The sequence below is a fragment of the Pannonibacter anstelovis genome, from assembly GCF_036881715.1.
GTDB lineage: Bacteria > Pseudomonadota > Alphaproteobacteria > Rhizobiales > Stappiaceae > Pannonibacter > Pannonibacter anstelovis.
The window spans coordinates 588,424-606,084 of sequence record NZ_JBAKBF010000001.1; the positions used below are offsets into that span (position 1 = coordinate 588,424).

General features: G+C 63.3%; 18 protein-coding genes. 7 read left to right on the forward strand and 11 right to left on the reverse strand.

What is annotated here, in order from left to right:
* Positions 1 to 61: 61 nt before the first annotated feature.
* From V6L75_RS02600 to aat, 6 genes are all read left to right on the forward strand, one after another.
* Positions 62 to 1,495 (forward strand): M48 family metalloprotease, encoded by a 1,434-nt coding sequence (locus V6L75_RS02600; protein ID WP_334249949.1) that lies wholly within the window; start codon positions 62 to 64, stop codon positions 1,493 to 1,495.
* A gap of 50 nt (positions 1,496 to 1,545) precedes the next feature.
* Complete coding sequence (locus V6L75_RS02605) at positions 1,546 to 2,313, forward strand: DsbA family protein (protein WP_334249950.1); 768 nt, start codon at positions 1,546 to 1,548, stop codon at positions 2,311 to 2,313.
* 138 nt (positions 2,314 to 2,451) lie between these two features.
* Positions 2,452 to 2,895, forward strand: a complete 444-nt coding sequence (aroQ, locus tag V6L75_RS02610; protein WP_019964708.1) for a type II 3-dehydroquinate dehydratase — start codon at positions 2,452 to 2,454, stop codon at positions 2,893 to 2,895.
* Between the two features lie 23 nt (positions 2,896 to 2,918).
* On the forward strand, positions 2,919 to 3,389 hold the full coding sequence (accB, locus tag V6L75_RS02615) for an acetyl-CoA carboxylase biotin carboxyl carrier protein (protein ID WP_334249951.1): 471 nt from the start codon (positions 2,919 to 2,921) through the stop codon (positions 3,387 to 3,389).
* Positions 3,390 to 3,400: 11 nt separating this feature from the next.
* A complete protein-coding gene (gene accC, locus V6L75_RS02620) occupies positions 3,401 to 4,747 on the forward strand; it encodes an acetyl-CoA carboxylase biotin carboxylase subunit (protein WP_334249952.1) in 1,347 nt (448 codons plus the stop codon).
* Positions 4,748 to 4,837: 90 nt separating this feature from the next.
* Positions 4,838 to 5,536 carry a leucyl/phenylalanyl-tRNA--protein transferase gene (aat, locus tag V6L75_RS02625; RefSeq protein ID WP_334249953.1) on the forward strand — a complete coding sequence of 233 codons (699 nt, stop codon included), beginning with the start codon at positions 4,838 to 4,840 and terminating at the stop codon, positions 5,534 to 5,536.
* A gap of 189 nt (positions 5,537 to 5,725) precedes the next feature.
* Here the strand turns inward: aat and V6L75_RS02630 are convergent, their stop codons facing one another.
* The 8 genes from V6L75_RS02630 to V6L75_RS02665 all read right to left on the reverse strand — a co-directional run bounded on the left by V6L75_RS02630 (position 5,726) and on the right by V6L75_RS02665 (position 13,949).
* On the reverse strand, positions 5,726 to 6,505 hold the full coding sequence (locus V6L75_RS02630) for an L-fucose dehydrogenase (protein ID WP_334249954.1): 780 nt from the start codon (positions 6,503 to 6,505) through the stop codon (positions 5,726 to 5,728).
* On the reverse strand, positions 6,505 to 7,782 hold the full coding sequence (locus V6L75_RS02635) for an L-fuconate dehydratase (protein ID WP_334249955.1): 1,278 nt from the start codon (positions 7,780 to 7,782) through the stop codon (positions 6,505 to 6,507). The genes V6L75_RS02630 and V6L75_RS02635 overlap by 1 nt, the downstream gene beginning before the upstream one ends.
* On the reverse strand, positions 7,779 to 8,633 hold the full coding sequence (locus tag V6L75_RS02640) for a fumarylacetoacetate hydrolase family protein (protein WP_019964714.1): 855 nt from the start codon (positions 8,631 to 8,633) through the stop codon (positions 7,779 to 7,781). The genes V6L75_RS02635 and V6L75_RS02640 overlap by 4 nt, the downstream gene beginning before the upstream one ends.
* A gap of 128 nt (positions 8,634 to 8,761) precedes the next feature.
* Positions 8,762 to 9,706, reverse strand: coding sequence for an ABC transporter substrate-binding protein (locus tag V6L75_RS02645; protein WP_334249956.1), 945 nt, complete (start codon positions 9,704 to 9,706; stop codon positions 8,762 to 8,764).
* Positions 9,707 to 9,771: 65 nt separating this feature from the next.
* Positions 9,772 to 10,779: an ABC transporter permease gene (locus V6L75_RS02650; protein WP_334249957.1), complete on the reverse strand. Its 1,008-nt coding sequence runs from the start codon at positions 10,777 to 10,779 to the stop codon at positions 9,772 to 9,774.
* Positions 10,776 to 12,296, reverse strand: coding sequence for a sugar ABC transporter ATP-binding protein (locus tag V6L75_RS02655; protein ID WP_334249958.1), 1,521 nt, complete (start codon positions 12,294 to 12,296; stop codon positions 10,776 to 10,778). Before V6L75_RS02655 ends, V6L75_RS02650 begins: the two co-directional genes overlap by 4 nt.
* A complete protein-coding gene (locus tag V6L75_RS02660) occupies positions 12,293 to 13,153 on the reverse strand; it encodes an amidohydrolase family protein (protein ID WP_334249959.1) in 861 nt (286 codons plus the stop codon). The genes V6L75_RS02655 and V6L75_RS02660 overlap by 4 nt, the downstream gene beginning before the upstream one ends.
* A 58-nt stretch (positions 13,154 to 13,211) precedes the next feature.
* The gene (locus V6L75_RS02665) at positions 13,212 to 13,949 is read right to left on the reverse strand and encodes an SDR family oxidoreductase (protein ID WP_334249960.1); all 738 of its coding nucleotides are present in this window, start codon (positions 13,947 to 13,949) and stop codon (positions 13,212 to 13,214) included.
* A gap of 181 nt (positions 13,950 to 14,130) precedes the next feature.
* Between V6L75_RS02665 and V6L75_RS02670 the strand changes: the two genes are divergently transcribed.
* Positions 14,131 to 14,895 (forward strand): IclR family transcriptional regulator, encoded by a 765-nt coding sequence (locus V6L75_RS02670; protein WP_334249961.1) that lies wholly within the window; start codon positions 14,131 to 14,133, stop codon positions 14,893 to 14,895.
* A gap of 12 nt (positions 14,896 to 14,907) precedes the next feature.
* On the opposite strand, the gene V6L75_RS02675 is transcribed toward V6L75_RS02670, so the two are convergent.
* From V6L75_RS02675 to V6L75_RS02685, 3 genes are all read right to left on the reverse strand, one after another.
* The gene (locus tag V6L75_RS02675; protein WP_334249962.1) at positions 14,908 to 15,342 is read right to left on the reverse strand and encodes an RbsD/FucU family protein; all 435 of its coding nucleotides are present in this window, start codon (positions 15,340 to 15,342) and stop codon (positions 14,908 to 14,910) included.
* A 442-nt stretch (positions 15,343 to 15,784) separates the two neighbouring features.
* Positions 15,785 to 16,894, reverse strand: a complete 1,110-nt coding sequence (locus V6L75_RS02680) for a Gfo/Idh/MocA family protein (RefSeq protein ID WP_334249963.1) — start codon at positions 16,892 to 16,894, stop codon at positions 15,785 to 15,787.
* 11 nt (positions 16,895 to 16,905) lie between these two features.
* A complete protein-coding gene (locus V6L75_RS02685; protein WP_334249964.1) occupies positions 16,906 to 17,610 on the reverse strand; it encodes a GntR family transcriptional regulator in 705 nt (234 codons plus the stop codon).
* Between the last annotated feature and the right edge of the window lie 51 nt (positions 17,611 to 17,661).

Below are 17,661 nucleotides of genomic sequence, written 5' to 3' on the forward strand. Positions count from 1 at the left end.
GTTGACCTGCCCCGGATGCCTCCCCTACCTTCTCCGGCAACACGCGAAAGAGGAAGCACCCGTGCGACACATTTCCACCGTTCAGGAACCCGGCAGCGGCAAGGCAGCCGCCCCTGTCCTCGGCCGGATTCTGCGCAAGGCCGGCACCCTGTTCATGGCGGCAGCGATTGCCCTGCCCTCATTGACCGCACCACTGGCGGCTCAGGGGCGGAAGATCCCGGTCGTGCGCGATGCAGAGACAGAGGAATTGCTGCGCGACTACGCGGCACCGATCTTCAAGGCTGCCGGCCTGCCGAAGGGACAGGTTGAGATCATCCTCGTCAACGAGAACACCTTCAACGCTTTCGTTCCCGATGCCCGCCGCATGTTCATCAATGTGGGCGTGCTGATCGAAGCCGAGACACCGGGCGAAGTGATCGGCGTGATCGCGCATGAAGCTGGCCATATCGCTGGCCGCCATCTGGTGCGGCTTCGCACGGCCCTTGCCAATGCGCAGATCATGACCGTTGTCGGCATGGTGCTGGGAGCAGGTGCCATGGCGGCAGGCGTCTCCAGCAATTCCAGCGGAGCGGCGGGAGGCGGTGCTGCCATTGCCATGGGTGCCCCGGGCATCGGCCAGCGCTCGCTCCTGGCCTATCAGCGCGGCGAAGAGGCCGCAGCCGACAAGGCAGCCCTGCGCTATCTGGAAATGACCGGCCAGAGCGCCAAAGGCATGCTGCGCACCTTCGAGCGCTTTGCCGACCAGCAGCTGTTCTCGGCGAAATACACCGATCCTTATGCCCAGAGCCACCCGATGGCGCGTGAGCGTTACAACTCGCTTGAGGAGCAGGCCCGCAAGAGCAAGTACTTCGACAAGCCCGCGCCGCCCGCCCTTCAGGCGCGCCATGATATGGTGCGGGCCAAGCTGACCGCCTTCACCAATCATCCCAATGCCGTCGCCCGGCTCTATCCGCGCTCGGACACCAGCATGCCGGCACAATATGCCCGCGCGGTCGCTGCCATGCGCAGCAGTGGCAGGGCAGCGGTGAAGGACATTGACGCGCTGATCGCCAAGCAGCCGGACAATCCGCACTTCCATGAGCTGAAGGGCCAGGCTCTGCTGGAATCGGGAAATCCCAAGGCGGCCATCCCTTCCTTCCAGCGCGCCGTGCAGCTGAGGCCGAATGAGGGCCAGTTCCTGATCTGGCTCGGCTATGCCATGGTCGGCGCCAATGATCCCTCGCTCTTGGCCGAGGCGGAGCGCATCCTGAAGAACGGCATCCAGCGCGACCCGAATTCAGGGATCGCCTTCAGTCAGCTGGCCATTGCGCAGGCGCGCCAGGGCAAGCAGGCGGAGGCAGATGTTTCCACAGCCCAAGGCATGATGATGACAGGTGACTTCCAGGCAGCGAAACGATATGCCGCACGTGCTCAAAAGAATTTGAAGCGCGGAACGCCTGCATGGATACAGGCAGATGATATCCTGACCTACACGCCGCCGGCCCTGAACCGCTGAGCTGCAGCAATCCGTTTCCGCACCAGGCGCCGTGCGCGCAGGAGTTTTGAATGAACCGCTTTTTCCGCTGTCTCGCCGCGCCCGTGCTGGCGCTTGCCCTTGGCACCCTGGCTCCCGTGACGGCTTCGGCCCAGTCCCCCGCCCTCGACAAGGCGCAGGTCGAGCAGATCGTGAAGGACTATCTGCTGCAGAACCCGGAAATCATCCGGGATGCGCTGATCGAGTTGGACCGCCGCGACAAGGAGGCAGAGGCCACCCGCGTCAGCGCAATGGTATCCGACAAGGACGGCATTCTTCTCAACTCGCGGCATCAGGTCGTTCTTGGCAACCCCAAGGGCGACGTCACCATGGTCGAGTTCTTCGACTACAACTGCGGCTACTGCAAGCGTGCCATGGCCGACATGGAACGCCTGCTGGATGAGGACCCGAACCTGCGCGTCGTGCTGAAGGAATACCCGGTTCTGGGTCAGGGCTCCTTCGAGGCCGCTCAGATTGCCATTGCCGTCAATGCACTGGCGCCGGACAGGTACCGGGAGTTCCATGTCGCCATGCTGTCCATGCGCGGCAAGGCCGATCAGGCCAGCACGCTGAAAGTCGCAGAGGCAATGGGCCTTACCCGTGACGACCTTGCCCGTGCCGTCACCAAGGACGATGTGCGCGCCAATGTTGAAGAGGTCTATGAACTGGCAGACCAGCTCGGCATTTCCGGAACACCCTCCTACGTGATCGGTGACGCCGTGATCAAGGGCGCCTATGGCTATGACACGCTGAAGGCCGCCATTGAATCCGTGCGCAAATGCGGCAAGTCGAGCTGCTGACCGGATCCGGCAGGCCACCAGCATTTCCGTAAATTTCACAAAGACCCTGGGGGCGGCCATGGCGCTGCCCCAATCAGGGCTTTTCCTCCCGCACGCAAATCCCTATAAGGATGCGGAAATCGCGGCGACGGAGAAGGAATGCCCGCCACCTTTTTCATTTTGAACGGCCCCAATCTCAACCGGCTCGGCAAGCGCGAGCCGGAGACCTACGGCCGTACGACCCTCGCCGATATCGAGGCCCAGGCCCGCGCAACTGCCGCGCGGCTCGGCTACGACATCGTCTTCCGCCAGACCAACAGCGAAGGGACGCTGGTGGACTGGATTCACGAGGCTGCCGACACCGGCGCTGTGGGGATCATCATCAATCCTGCCGCCTACACGCACACATCCGTCGCCATTCACGACGCGATCCGTGCCGTGGCGCTCCCTACGGTGGAAGTCCATCTGTCCAACGTCCATGCACGTGAGGCCTTCCGCCACCACTCCTATGTCTCACCGGTTGCGGCCGGCGTGATCTGCGGCTTCGGCGCCAAGGGCTATGACCTGGCGATCGAGGCCCTGGCCCACAAGCTCGGCGCCTGAACGACTACAGAAAGCACTTTGAGATGACCAAAGAAAACAACGGTTTCGACAAAAACCTGATCCGTGAGCTGGCGCTCCTGCTCGACGAGACCAACCTGTCCGAGATCGAGCTGGAGCAGAAGGATTTCCGCATCCGCGTTGCCCGCGAGCTGACGATCCAGGCTTCCGTTGCCTCTCACTATGCTCCGGCCCCGGCCGCCGCCCCGGCCGCAGCAGCTGCTGCGGCCCCTGCCGCAGCCCCGGCAGAGCCTGCCAAGCATCCGGGCATGGTGCCTTCCCCGATGGTCGGCACCGCCTACCTCTCGCCAGAGCCGGGCGCCCGCGCCTTTGTGGAAGTTGGCGCTGCGGTGAAGGAAGGCCAGACGGTTCTGATCGTCGAAGCCATGAAGACCATGAACCAGATCCCCGCTCCGCGCAGCGGCGTGCTGAAGCAGGTGCTGGTCACCGACGCGCAGCCGGTGGAATACGGCGAACCGCTCTTCATCATCGAATAAGGGGCGGCCCCATGTTCACCAAGATCCTGATCGCAAACCGCGGCGAAATTGCCCTCCGGGTGCTGCGGGCCTGCAAGGAGCTGGGCATTTCCACAGTGGCGGTGCATTCCACCGCCGACGCGGATGCCATGCACGTGCGCCTTGCTGATGAAAGCGTCTGTATCGGCCCGGCTCCGGCCCGTGACAGCTACCTCAACATCCCGGCCCTCATGGCTGCCTGTGAAATCACCGGCGCCGATGCAGTGCATCCGGGCTACGGCTTCCTGTCCGAGAACGCCCGCTTTGCGGAAATTCTCGAGGCGCACAACATCACCTTCATCGGCCCGACGTCGGATCACATCCGCATCATGGGTGACAAGATCGAGGCCAAGCAGACCGCCAAGCGCCTCGGCATTCCGGTGGTGCCGGGCTCTGACGGTGCCGTGACGCCGAAGGATGATGCCCACGCCATTGCCCGTGAGATCGGCTATCCGGTGCTCGTCAAGGCAGCGGCCGGCGGCGGCGGCCGCGGCATGAAAGTGGCGATGACCGAGGCCGACCTCGACAACGCCCTCTCCACGGCCCGTTCCGAAGCCAAGGCCGCCTTCGGTGATGATGCTCTCTATATGGAGAAGTATCTCGCCAAGCCGCGCCACATCGAAATCCAGGTTCTGGGTGACGGTCAGGGCAACGCCATCCATCTGGGCGAGCGCGACTGCTCCTTGCAGCGCCGTCACCAGAAGGTGCTGGAAGAGGCTCCCTCCCCGGCGCTCAACGCCAGCCAGCGCGCGGAGATCGGCGAGATCGTTGCCGATGCCATGCGCAAGCTGAAGTACCGCGGCGTCGGCACGGTCGAGTTCCTTTATGAAGACGGCCAGTTCTATTTCATCGAAATGAACACCCGCCTGCAGGTGGAGCATCCGGTGACGGAAATGATCACCGGCTTCGACCTCGTCAACGAGCAGATCCGCATTGCAGCGGGTGGCACGCTCAGCCTCAAGCAGGAAGACGTGCTGTTCGAGGGCCATGCCATCGAGTGCCGCATCAACGCGGAAAACCCGCGCACCTTCGCGCCCTCGCCCGGCACGATCACCTACTATCACCCGCCCGGCGGCCTTGGTGTGCGCGTCGATTCCGGTGTCTATCAGGGCTACAAGATCCCGCCGCACTACGACAGCCTCATCGGCAAGCTCATCGTCCATGGCCGCAACCGCGTGGAATGCATGATGCGCCTGCGCCGCTGCCTTGACGAATTCGTCGTCGATGGCATCCAGTCCACCATTCCGCTGTTCCGCGATCTGGTGGACAATCAGGACATTGCCAACGGCCAGTATGACATTCACTGGCTGGAGAAGTATCTGGCTGCGAAAGAGCAGTAAGATACGGGACAAGGCGTCTCCGCCCGCATGGCCGGGCGGAGACTGCATCTGATCAGATCCGGCGCAAGACCGGACGGTACAGGCCTCGGGATGGCACGCAAGAACAACGACGACGCCGTTCTGGAAATCACGCCGCAGCTTCTGCTGAAGGCCTATGCCTGCGGCATCTTCCCCATGTCGGAATCAGCGGACGACCCGCATCTGTTCTGGATCGAGCCAGAGCAACGCGGCATCCTGCCCCTCGACGGCTTCCACCTGCCCCGCCGCCTTGCCCGCACCGTGCGCTCGGACCATTTCGAAATCCGCGTGGACAGCGACTTTGACGGCGTTATCAGCGGTTGCGCAGAACCCGCACCTGGCCGGGACAACACCTGGATCAACGCGGAAATACGCCGCCTCTATGGCGAACTCTTCGAGCTTGGCCACTGTCACACGGTGGAAGCCTGGCGCGAGGGCAAGCTGGTGGGCGGGCTCTACGGGGTCAGCATCGGGGGCGCCTTCTTCGGCGAAAGCATGTTCGCCCGTGAGCGCGACGCCTCCAAAGTGTGCCTCACCCATCTGGTGGCCCGGCTGATTGCCGGCGGTTACCGCCTGCTCGATACCCAGTTCACCACCAGCCATCTGGAACGCTTCGGCACCATCGAAGTGCCCAAGGCCGATTACAGCCTGCTGCTCGAAGACGCCATGCGTTGTGACGCCAGCTACTTCACCCTCCCCCCCGATGCCACCGGCGAAATGGCGCTGGCCGTGCTGGAAGGGCCAGGAGGGTCAGAGACGCAGAAGGCGTAAGCCATCCGGTTTGCGGGCGCTGCGGCGCAAAGATTGCGAAGTATTATCCACCTTCGTCATGCCATGACGAAATTGGATTTTTTCGTAAAAAATAATCAGCTCAACAACGCTTCCGCAGTTTCACGAAACGAAAAAGCCGGAAACTGCACCCCAGTTCCCGGCTTCTTTCTTTCAACGCTCCTGTCCCCTTCAGCCGCGCAAGGCGCGGTCGAGGTGAGTGTAGCCGCCGTCGGGGAAGACCCATTGGCCCGTCGTGTGGGACGAGCGGGACGACAGGAGGAAGACCACCGTGTCCGCCAGCTCCCGCGGGGTCGTCATACGGGCGCCGAAGGGAATGCGGCCCTCGATCTCCGCAAGCCTCTCCTCCGGGTCCGGGAAGGACTTCAGCCAGTTCTCATAAAGCGGTGTCATCACCTCGGCCGGCAGCACGGCATTGACCCGCACCCCGTCCTTGGCAAGCTCCGCCGCCCATTCCCGCGTCAGCCCCAGCTGCGCCGCCTTGGCGGCCACATAGGCCGAGGTGTTCCCCTGCCCCGTTACCGCCGTCTTGGACGAGACATTGACCACGGCCCCTTTCGAGGCCTTCAGGTCAGCCAAAGCGTGGTGCATCAGCGTGTAGTAATGCACCAGATTGCGGTCGAGCGAAGCACGGAAGGCTTCCGGCCCGGCATCAAGGCCGACGCTGTCATTGGCGCCGGCATTGTTGACCAGCCCGTCGATGCGGCCATAGCGCGCCCGGCAAGTGGAAATCACCGCCGCGCAATCCTCATCGCGCGACAGTTCCGCCTGAATGAAGGAGGCCTGAGGCGACAGGGCTGTGATCCGCGCCATGAAAGCTGCCTCCGGTTCCCGCCGTGTGGCGATGACCGGAATGGCCCCCTCCTCGGCGAGAATTTCGGTGACAGCAGCCCCGATGCCCGAAGCCCCGCCCGTGACGATGATGACCTTGTCCTTGAGCCCCAGATCCATCAGTTTGCTCCGAACCGGTAGGCAGCGATGGAGGCCGGTTTCATCTCGATGGAGAAGCCCGGCATCTGCGGCGGCATATAGGCTGCATCACGGATGAGGCAGGGCTCGACGAAGTGCTCGTGCAGGTGATCCACATATTCGATCACCCGGCCCTCATAGGTGCCTGCGATGCACAGATAGTCGATCATCGACAGGTGCTGCACATATTCGCAGAGCCCGACGCCGCCCGCATGCGGGCAGACCTTGAGGCCGTGCCTGGCCGCCATCAGCATCACGGCGAGGATCTCGTTGACGCCGCCAAGGCGGCAGCTATCGATCTGCACCACGTCGATGGCGCCGCGCATGATCAACTGTTTGAAGATGATGCGGTTCTGGCACATCTCGCCCGTGGCCACCTGAATGGGAGCGACGGCTTCGCGGATCTTGCGGTGGCCTTCGATGTCGTCCGGGCTGGTCGGCTCCTCGATGAACCACGGACGGGCAAAGGCAAGCTGCTTCACCCAGTCAATCGCCTGATCGACCTCCCACACCTGATTGGCATCGATCATCAGGTTGATGTCCGGGCCAACCGTTTCGCGGGCAATCGTCAGCCTGCGGATGTCGTCGGCCAGATCGCGGCCCACCTTCATCTTGATGTGACGGAAGCCGGCATCGACCGCCTCACGGCACAGGCGCCGCAGCTTGTCGTCGTCATAGCCTAGCCAGCCGGCCGAGGTGGTGTAGCAGGGATAACCGGTGGCTTCGAGCTTGGCCCGCCGCTCCGCCTTGCCTTCCGCCTGTTTCGTCAGGAACTCAAGTGCCCATTCCGGCGTGATGCAATCCGTGAGGTAGCGGAAGTCGATGCAGCGGACCAGCTCTTCCGGGCTCATGTCAGCGACGAGCGCCCAGACCGGCTTGCCCTCGATCTTGGCCCACAGGTCCCAGACCGCGTTGACGACCGCACCGGTTGCCAGATGGATCGCGCCCTTGTCAGGGCCGATCCAGCGCAGCTGGCTGTCAGAGGTGATGTGCCGCCAGAAGCGGCCCATGTCTTCGGCAACCCAGGCCATATCGAGCCCCACGACCAGCGGACGCAGTGCCTCGATGGCGGCAACGCAGATCTCGTTGCCGCGCCCGATGGTGAAGGTCAGACCGTGGCCCTCGTGGGGGCCATCGGTCTCCAGCACCACATAGGCTGCCGAGTAGTCCGGATCCGGGTTCATCGCATCAGAGCCATCGAGATGCTGGCTCGTGGGGAAACGCAGGTCCGCCGTGCGCAGACCGGTGATCCTGGTCATGCCCGCACCACTTTCTGGGTCTGCTCGCCGAGGCCCGCGATGCCGAGGCGGATGGTCTCGCCGCCCTTGAGGAACACCGGCGGCTTCTGGCCGAGGCCAACGCCCGGAGGCGTGCCGGTGGAAATGACATCACCCGGCTGCAGCGACATGAAGCGGCTGAGGTAGGACACGATATGGGCGACGCCGAAGATCATCGTTGCGGTGGAGCCGTCCTGATAGCGCTTGCCATCGACCTCCAGCCACATGTGCAGGTTGCCCGTATCGGCGATTTCGTCGCGGGTCACCAGCCAGGGACCGATAGGACCAAAGGTGTCGCAGCCCTTGCCCTTGTCCCAGGTGCCGCCACGCTCGATCTGGAACTCGCGTTCGGACACATCGTTGACGACGCAATAGCCGGCCACATGGTCGAGCGCGTCCTTTTCCTCGATGTACTTGCCGCCCTTGCCGATGACGATACCGAGTTCGACTTCCCAGTCGGTCTTCTGCGAGCCGCGCGGGATTTCGATGGCGTCATCCGGGCCGGAGATGGCCGAAGTCCACTTGTTGAAGACCACCGGCTCTTTCGGGATGTCGGCGCCCGTTTCGGCGGCATGGTCGGCGTAGTTGAGACCGATGCAGATGAACTTGCCGACGCGGCCAACGCAGGCGCCAAGGCGCAGGTCCTGCTGCGGGGTGCCCGGCACCACCGGCAGCGAAGCCGGATCGATCGCGGCAAGGCGCGCAAGGCCTTCCGGCGTCAGGTGGCTGCCGGCAACGTCATCAATGACGCCGGACAGATCACGCACCTTGCCGTCCTTGTCGAGAAGGCCCGGCTTTTCCTGGCCATTCGGGCCATAACGCAGCAACTTCATGTCAGTCTCCGTGGGTATGAAAGGGACCGGGCAGTCTGCCCGGCCCCGGATGTCAAAGCTGAGTCTCGGTTCAGGTTCTGATGAACTTGCCTCATCAGAGCCTGCACAAGCACCTCAGCGCCTTGAAATCAGTCGTAAAGAACGGCAGCAATTTCCGGCGCGTCGATGTTCGACTTGTCGTAGTAGTAGAAGCCGGTGTCGATGTTCGGCACCACCGGTTCACCCTTGGCAGCGGCAACAGCGGCCTTGACGGTTTCATAGCCGATGCCGACAGGGTTCTGGGTGATGGCACCGGCCATCAGGCCGTCGCGGACCGCCTGCTTCTGGGCAGCGCCCGAGTCATAACCGATGATGACCACCTGACGGCCCATCTCGCGTGCGCCATTGACGACACCGATGGCCGAACCTTCATTGGCACCGAAAATGCCCTTCAGGTTCGGGTTCGCCTGCAGAATGGCCTTGGTGATCTCGGTGGACTTGAGCTGGTCGCCACCGCCGTATTCGATGGCAACGACCTGGATCTTCGGCTTGTTCATGGCCATCCACTCGACGAAACCGTCGCGGCGGTCGATGCCGGTGCGGCTGGTCTGGTCATGCACCACCAGCGCCACGTCGCCTTCATCGCCGATCAGCTCGGCCATCTTCTCGGCGGCAAGGGCAGCAGCGGCCTTGTTGTCGGTCGCAGCCGTCGAAAGCGGAATGGAGCTGTCCACGCCGCTGTCAAAGGCGATGACCGGGATCTTGGCAGCTTCCGCCTGACGCAGCAGCGGAATGGCAGCCTGGCTGTCCAGCGCGGCAAAGCCGATGGCGGATGGCTTCTTGGCAAGGGCAGCAGACAGCATGTCGATCTGCCGGTCGACCATGGTCTCGTTGTCCGGGCCTTCGAAGGTCACTTCCACGTTGAACTCGGCGGCGGCCTTGTCGGCGCCTGCCTTCACGGCCTGCCAGAACTGATGCTGGAAGCCCTTGGAGATCATCGGGATATACATCTTCTCCTGTGCCATCGGCATGGAAGCCGAGGCAACGAGGACGGCGGCACTGAGCGTGCCCAGCAGCATGCGGCGTGTAATCATTTCCATTCCTCCACTTTCAAGGTTTCAAAGATACAGGGGCATTTGCGCCCTCTTCTTTCCTGACCTCAGCTGCGCTCCCTCCGCAGTTGATCGGCATAGACGGCAAGGATGATGATCCCGCCGGTCACAACGGTCTGCCACTCGGGCGCGACCGAAAGAATGCGCAGGCCGTTGGTGAGCACGGCCATGATCAGCGCGCCGATGAGCGTGCCAAGCACCGTGCCCCTGCCGCCTGCCAGCGATGTGCCGCCAATGACGACGGCGGCGATGGCGTCCAGCTCGTAGCCAAGGCCAAGGGCCGGCTGCGCCGAGTTGAGACGCGCGGAAATGAGGATGCCGGCGATGCCACAGATGCCGCCTGCGAGCGCATAAACAGCCATTTTCCAGGCGCGGGTGTTGACGCCGGACAGGCGTACCGCTTCCTCGTTGGAGCCGAGCGCATAGGTGTAACGGCCCAGCACCGTGCGCGACAGCACCCAGGCCATACCCCCCGCCACAACAAAAAGCACAAGCACACCATTGGGGATAGGCAGCGCCGGAAAGACCATGCCGATGAGCGAGCCCTGCGAAATATCAGTGTAGCCCGGCGTGTCATTGAAATAGATCGGGCGGGCACCCGTGATGATCAGCGACAAGCCCTTGAGCATCAGCATCATGCCCAGGGTGGCGATGAAAGGCGGGATCTTCATCTGCGCCACGAAGGTGCCCGAGGCGAGGCCGCAGAGCGCGCCCGTGCCGATCGCCGCCAGAATGCCCAGCGGCAGCGGCATGCCGGCCCATGTCAGCACCACGCCGGCGACGACGGCACAGAAGGTCATCAAGGTGCCGATGGACAGGTCGATGCCGCCCGTCAGGATGATAACCGTTGCCGCCACGGCCAGCACACCGTTGACGGACGTTGCCTGCAGGATGGCCATGATGTTGCTCACCTGAAAGAAATTCGGTGAGGCAAGGCTGAAGCCGATGACAAGGATGATCAGACTGGCAAAAGCCAGAAGCTTCTGCTGGGCGGATGCAGATTGCTGCACGAAGCTTGCACCCGTTGCGGCCTTGGACTTGTCTTGTGCGGTCACGCGGGTTCCTCCTGACGCATGGCTTGCCGGGCAGTGGCAAGATGCATGATGTCTTCCTGGGTGGTGCCTGCCCCTCCGGGCAGCGTGCCGGTCAGCCGGCCTTCGCACATGACCGCGATGCGGTGCGACACACGCAGGATTTCCGGCAGTTCCGAACTGATGACAATGATGGCCTTGCCCTCCGCAGCAAGGTCTGCCAGCAGCTTGTAGATCTCCGACTTGGCGCCAATGTCGATGCCGCGCGTAGGCTCATCGAAGATGAGAATATCGCAGTTGCGCAACAGCCATTTGGCAATGACGACCTTCTGCTGGTTGCCGCCGGACAGAAGCCGCACTTCCTGGCGTTCGGAAGGGGTGCGGATGCCAAGGCTCTTGATGAAATCCCGCGCCGTCTCGCGCATGGCTTCATCGTTCAATTGTCCCGCACCACCTGTGAAGCGGTGCATGCTGGCCAGCGCCACGTTGTCAGCCACGTCCATGCCCAGGGCGAGGCCGAAATGCTTGCGGTCCTCCGACAGATAGCCGATCCCGGCCCGCACCGCGTCCACCGGGGAGCGGATCTCCACCTTGCGGCCATGCACAGTGATCTCGCCGCTATCACGCGGATCTGCACCAAATATGGCACGGGCAACTTCCGTGCGCCCGGCTCCCATGAGACCGGCAAAGCCCAGCACCTCGCCCTTCTTCAGCGAGAAGCTGACATCGCGGATTTCGCGGCCCCGGTTCAGGCCCTTCACTTCGAGGGCAACTTCTGCGCCGGTCAGATCGGGGATCGAGACAGTTTCATCCGTCAGCGTGCGGCCGACCATCATGGAGATGATCTGCGAGATGGGCGTTTCCTTTGCGCCCACCGTGCCGACATATTCGCCGTCGCGCATCACGGTCACCCGGTCGGAAATGCGGCGGATCTCGTCCATCTTGTGGCTGATGTAGACGATGCCCACACCATCGGCCTTCAGCCGTGCAATCATCGCAAAGAGCTCGTTGATCTCGCCGTCGGTGAGCGCCGCCGTGGGCTCGTCCATGATCAGCACGCGTGAGCGTGCCGACAGGGCCTTTGCGATCTCCACCATCTGCTGGCGGGCGATGGACAGGCCCTCCACCTTGCGGCGCGGATCAATGCTGATGTTGAGCGTGCGGAACAGCGCTTCGGCATCGCGGATCATCTTCGCATCATCGACGCGGCCAAAGGACAGGCGCGGCTCGCGGCCGATGAAGATGTTCTGCGCGACCGTCAGATCCTTCATCAGGGCAAGCTCCTGATGGATGATGCCGATGCCTTGATCCTGCGCCGCGCGGGGGGTGGGCAGGATCACTTCCCGGCCCTCCACCAGAATACGGCCCGAGTCCGGCTGATAGACGCCGGAGAGGATCTTCATGAGGGTCGATTTGCCTGCGCCATTCTCCCCCATCAGTGCATGAACTTCGCCCTCCTGAAGGTCGAAGCTCACGCCCTTGAGCGCATGGACGCCGGGAAAGCGCTTGTCGATGCGGTGCATTTCCACGAGGATCTTCATGCGTGCCCCTCCCCGAGCCCGTAGAAGCGGATGGCGGTGCCACCGAGCAAAGCTGCGCGCTCGTCACAGGACAGCCCGCTGATGAGCCGCTCCGTCACCTCTTCCCAGAAGCCGTGCGTGCCGGCCAGCGTCAGCACCGGCCAGTCCGATCCCCACATCAGCCGCTGCGGTCCAAACCAGTGCAGGAGATGATCCATCACCGGCTGCAACAGGGCCACCGCAGCCTCAACATCCTGAGGACAGGACGGGCGGATTTCGGTGAGAAGGCCGGACAGCTTGCAGACAATGCGCGTATCCGCCGCCAGCGCCTTCATGTGGTGCTTCCAGTGGGCGCTCAGGCCTTCCGCCACTGCCGGCTTGGCAGCGTGATCAATGACCAGCGGAAGATCAGGATGAGCAGACGCGAAACGGGTGATGGCGGCAAGCTGCGGTTCCTTCACCAGCGCATCGAAGCGCAGGCCAAGGCGCACCATCGCCTCGATCACCGAAGCCTCGGGCTCGGTGAGAATCCAGTCCGGGTCAGCAATATCCTGGAGCATCGGACGGATGCCCTTGAGGCGCTTGTCCGCAGCCATGCGCTCCAGCCGGTCTTCCGCCAGTGGATCGGTCAGATCCACCCAGCCGACCACACCGGCGATCTGCGTTGCGTCCTTCGCAAGGTCCAGGAGGAACAGGGTTTCCGCCTCGGAGGGCGCAGCCTGCACCACCACGACGCGGCGGTTTCCATTCAGGACGGCAAGATCAGCGGGGAGGAAATCACGGCGCAGCAGATCAAGAGCGGGACCGCCCTCCTCCAGCCAGCCATAGTCTCCGCGCGAAGGGCGCCAGAAATGGCAGTGAGCATCAATTCGTTCCATCCGGCGGCCTCCCGTCCGCGTGTGATGGGAGCGGGCCTTAGGAACAGGCCCGCCAGGCTCAGATCGTGACGCCGCCGTCCACCAGAACGGCCTGACCCGTCATGAACCGGCTTTCGTCGCTCAGAAGATAGAGCACCAGCGGCGTGATATCGTCCACCGTTGCAAGGCGTCCCATGGGCTGGCGGGCGATGAAGTCCTTCTCCGCCTGCACCGGATCAGCAGCAGAGGCGATGCGGCCGCGCAGCGAGGGCGTGTCAACCGTGCCGGGGCACAGGGCGTTGCAGCGGATGCCCTGCTTCACATAATCGGCCGCAACAGCCTTGGTCAGGCCGATCACCGCCGCCTTGGTGGTGCCATAGGCGGTGCGGTTGACAAATCCCTTGATGGACGAAGCCATCGAAGCCATGTTGAGAATGGATGCAGAGCCGGTCTTGCCGGCCCGTTCCAGCATCCCCGGCAGGAAAGCCCGGATCATGCGCATCATGGAGGTTATATTGACCGCCAGTGCCTGCTCCCAGTCCTCGTCAGTGATGTCGAGCACCGCGCCATTGTGCACCATGCCCGCGCAGTTGAACAGGCCATCCAACGGGCCAACGTCCCGCGCCAGCGCATCAATGGCGGTCCGGTCCGTCACATCCAGCTTCAATGTCTCAAGGCCAGTGAGGCCGGTCAGCAGCGAAGGCTCACGGTCTGTGGCGATCACACGTGCACCCTCTGCCGCCAATGCCAGAGCCGAAGCACGGCCCATACCCTGACCTGCTGCCGTCACGAGAATAGTCTTGCCTGCAAGGCGCATCGCAGTCCTCCCGGATACCGGCTCCACCCCAGGGCCACCGGCCTTTCCTCCTCCAGCCGCTCTTGATGGCAACTGTTCATATACGAATACCCTATTCACAAATGAACTGATATGCAACACTACAGATCAACAGAACAAAACACCCTCGCGTGAAATCTTTGAGGGGACCGGGAGGAAAAGCATGAGCGACGTTGAGAGCGGCTCCGAGCGCTACCGAGCTCCCGCCTTGGACAAGGGACTCGACATTCTTGAATTGCTGTCGGAACAGTCTGCCGGCATGACGCGGGCGGAAATCGTCAAGGCCATGGGCCGCAGCCCCTCGGAAATCTACCGCATGCTGGAGCGGCTGGTGGCGCGGGACTATGTGGTGCGCTCCTTTGGCGGCGACCGCTACGCCCTGTCGATGAAGCTGTTCGTGCTGGCCAACCGGCACCCGCCGGTGCGCCGCCTTGTGGCACAGGCAACGCCGAAGCTGGATGTCTTTGCCCGCGACAGCCGCCAGTCCTGCCACCTCGCCGTGCCGGAACGTGCTGCTGCTGTTGTCGTGGCGCAGGCAAGCCCGATGGACAGCTGGGAATTCCGGGTGCGCACCGGCGCAAGGCTTGATCTTCTGGAAACCGGCTCAGGCGTCGTCCTGCTGGCCTTCCAGAATCCGGAGCGGCGTGCCGAAACACTGGCCACCTGGGGCAGCAGCGCCCAGACCGCACGCCTGCATGAAGTGGAAGAGGAGCTCGAACGGGTGCGGGCCGCTGGCTACCGCATTGCCGAAAGCGGGCAGCTTCTGGGCGTACAGGATATTTCCGTGCCAGTGCTGGCCCCGGACGGCGACGCCATCGCCGTCCTCACCTGCCCCTACCTCGGCCGCCCCGCCAGCGATCCTTGCGCCAGCATCAGCGAGGTTCTGGACCGGCTGAAGGGTCTGGCGGGTGAACTCTCCCTCGCCTGACCCGGCTTCACCTCACCCGAAGATCACGCCCTTGCGGATGATGAAGTTGCCATAGGCACGCAGTTCGGTGGTGAGCACCACGGCGTAGCACTCCTTGGCACGGGCGTAAAAATCGTAGCGCTCCAGCGAGGCCATGGACGCCTTTTCCGCGTCGAAAAGAGGTTTTGCTTCTGCAACGACCGGCGGAATGGCAGCTGCGTCACCCACCACCTGCATGGTGAAGACCGGATCGCCGTCGAATGTATCCACCGGCAGCAGGGTGAGAATGGCCTCAACCGCCGTCACTGCCGGGCAATCCATGCGCAGCGGCACCCCATGCACCGTGTGGCGGGCCGTCGATTCGGCCGGAAAATTGGCATCGACGATGGCAATCTCGTCCCCATGCCCCATGGCGGCCAGAACCATCAGCAGTTCCGGGCTGATGAGCGGATGAATGCCCTTGAGCATGACGGAAATCCTCCCTGCCCGCAGAATTGGAATCTCTGAACAGCTGCGCGGGCGGGCGGCAGATTAGCGGGCTGAGGGATGAGGTCAACGGGGGAGCGGATTGGATCACGCCGATGGGGCAGAACGCTGCCCCACTCAAAGCCGTCACCCCGGGCGAAGCGCAGCGCAGATCCGGGGCCACTCACTTGCAGAGAGACAAATTACTGTCCGGAGCGGCGCGGCTAATTCTGGACGGCATGTCTCGCCACTGTGCATTAGCCTTACAGCTCTGCGAACGAGTAGGCCCCGGTGCGAAGACCGGGGCGACCACCGGGAAAACCGCAAGACCCTGCGTCCCTTACGGGTCCCCGCACAAGGCGGGGACGGCGCGGTGCGTGTGTGTCTTCATACCGGGCAGCGCAGTATCGTCTCTGCATTCCAGAAACAAACCACCGCAACCCGCTCACCCCGGCGTGTAGGCCAGGCTTGCAATGTCCACGGCCTTGCCGGTCATGGCGGATTGCTGGGCGGCAAGGCCCATCGCGACGGCCCACCAGCCATCATTCAGAGCCACTTCCACCGGCGCACCGGCGGTGACGGCCTTCTGGAAGCGCTGGTGCTGGTAGAAGGTGGAACCGTTGTGATCGCCCGCATCCAGCAGCTGCGGATCGACCGGGACTTCCAGCACCACGGGCCCCTGCGGCTGGCGCGGGGAGACGATGACCTGCGGCACTGGCGGCTCGCCCAGATGCTCCGGCCAGAAGCGGCCAGGCCCGGGAACAAGGCATTCGATCTTGCCCTTCGGCCCGACAGCGGAAATCTCCTCCTGATAGCGCGAGCCTTCCGCAAACATGCAAAGCTCCAGCATGGCGCGGGCACCGGAGGCAAAATCCACAATCACATAGGCATGGTCCCAGATGTCAGAACGCTCGCCCGAATAGACCTCGTCCAGATGGTTGACCGCCTGCCCGCCGGACGCCATCACCCGAACCGGATCAGACTTGAGGATGTGCCGCATGAGATCGAAGAAGTGGCAGCACTTTTCCACCAGCGTGCCGCCGGTGTTGCGGTTGAAGCGGTTCCAGTCGCCCACCTTTTCGAGGAACGGAAAGCGGTGCTCACGGATTGTCAGCATGCGGATGCCGCCCGTCACCTTGTCCGCTTCCTCGATCATCTTTGCGACCGGGGGCATGTAGCGGTATTCCATCGCCACCCAGATGGGCGCGGGATAGGCAGCGCGCAGGGCGGCAAGGCGCGAGGCATCTTCCGGGGCGGTGAACAGCGGCTTTTCCACAATCACCGGCAGCGGCCGGACAGACGCAATCTCTTCAAGCTGGGTCAGATGCAGGAAGTTGGGGCTGGCGATCAGCAGGCAGTTGATCTCCGCCACCTCCAGAAGATCGGCCACCGAGTCCACCATCCGGGCGCCCGGCACGGCTGCGGCGGCGCGGGCACGCATGTCTGCATCGGGCTCGTAGATTGCTGCAACGGACGCCCCCTCCAGCAGGGCAATGTTGCGCAGATGCTCCTGCCCCATCATGCCGCAGCCGATGATTCCATACGTCAGGCTCAAGGTATTTCCCCCTATTTCAGACGCGCCACGTAGCGCGCCACGTTATGATCGAACCAGGTGCGGGAAACCTCCGCCCGCTGCCCGTCCTGTCCATGACTGATGCGAAGGATGTGCGGCACCGGCGCCCCTGGCGCGTGGCCGAAATTGGCAGGCGCCCAGTCCGGCACATGATCCAGCCCCACCTGATCCTCGGCCTTGACGATCCACAGGCCGAGCCGGGTGCGGTAGAAGAGATAGAGCGACTCCGACAGCTCCTCAGCCGTCACCTGCTGCACATAGGAGCCGTCGAGCCAGATCTCCTCGACAGCCGCAATCTGCCCCGAGAGACGGCGCAGGCGGCGGATGCGGTGGCCTTCGCTGCCCTGCCCGAAAGGCGGCAGGTAATCCGGCTTTGCCAGCCGGTCCACGGACAAAACCTGAGCCGTGGGCAACCCGCCACCCTGGACCAGTTCCAGCCGGAACATGGCATAGAGGCTCTTTGGGTCACTGACCGCGCGGATATAGTTTCCAGAGCCATGAACTCGCTCCAGAAGCCCGCGATTCTGCAGCTCCGCCAAGGCTTTGCGCAGAGTTCCAACGGCAATGCCCATCTCCGCCGCCATGTCCCGCTCCGGCGGCAGGCGCATGCCGTCGATCAGCCGTCCGGCGGCAATGTCGCGCACCAGCAATTCGGCGATCTGCATGTAGATCGGCAGGCTGCCCTTGCTCTGTGTCATCGCGTTCCGGCCATGGGATGAGGTGCTCAAGGCGTGGGGTCACAAGAAAAT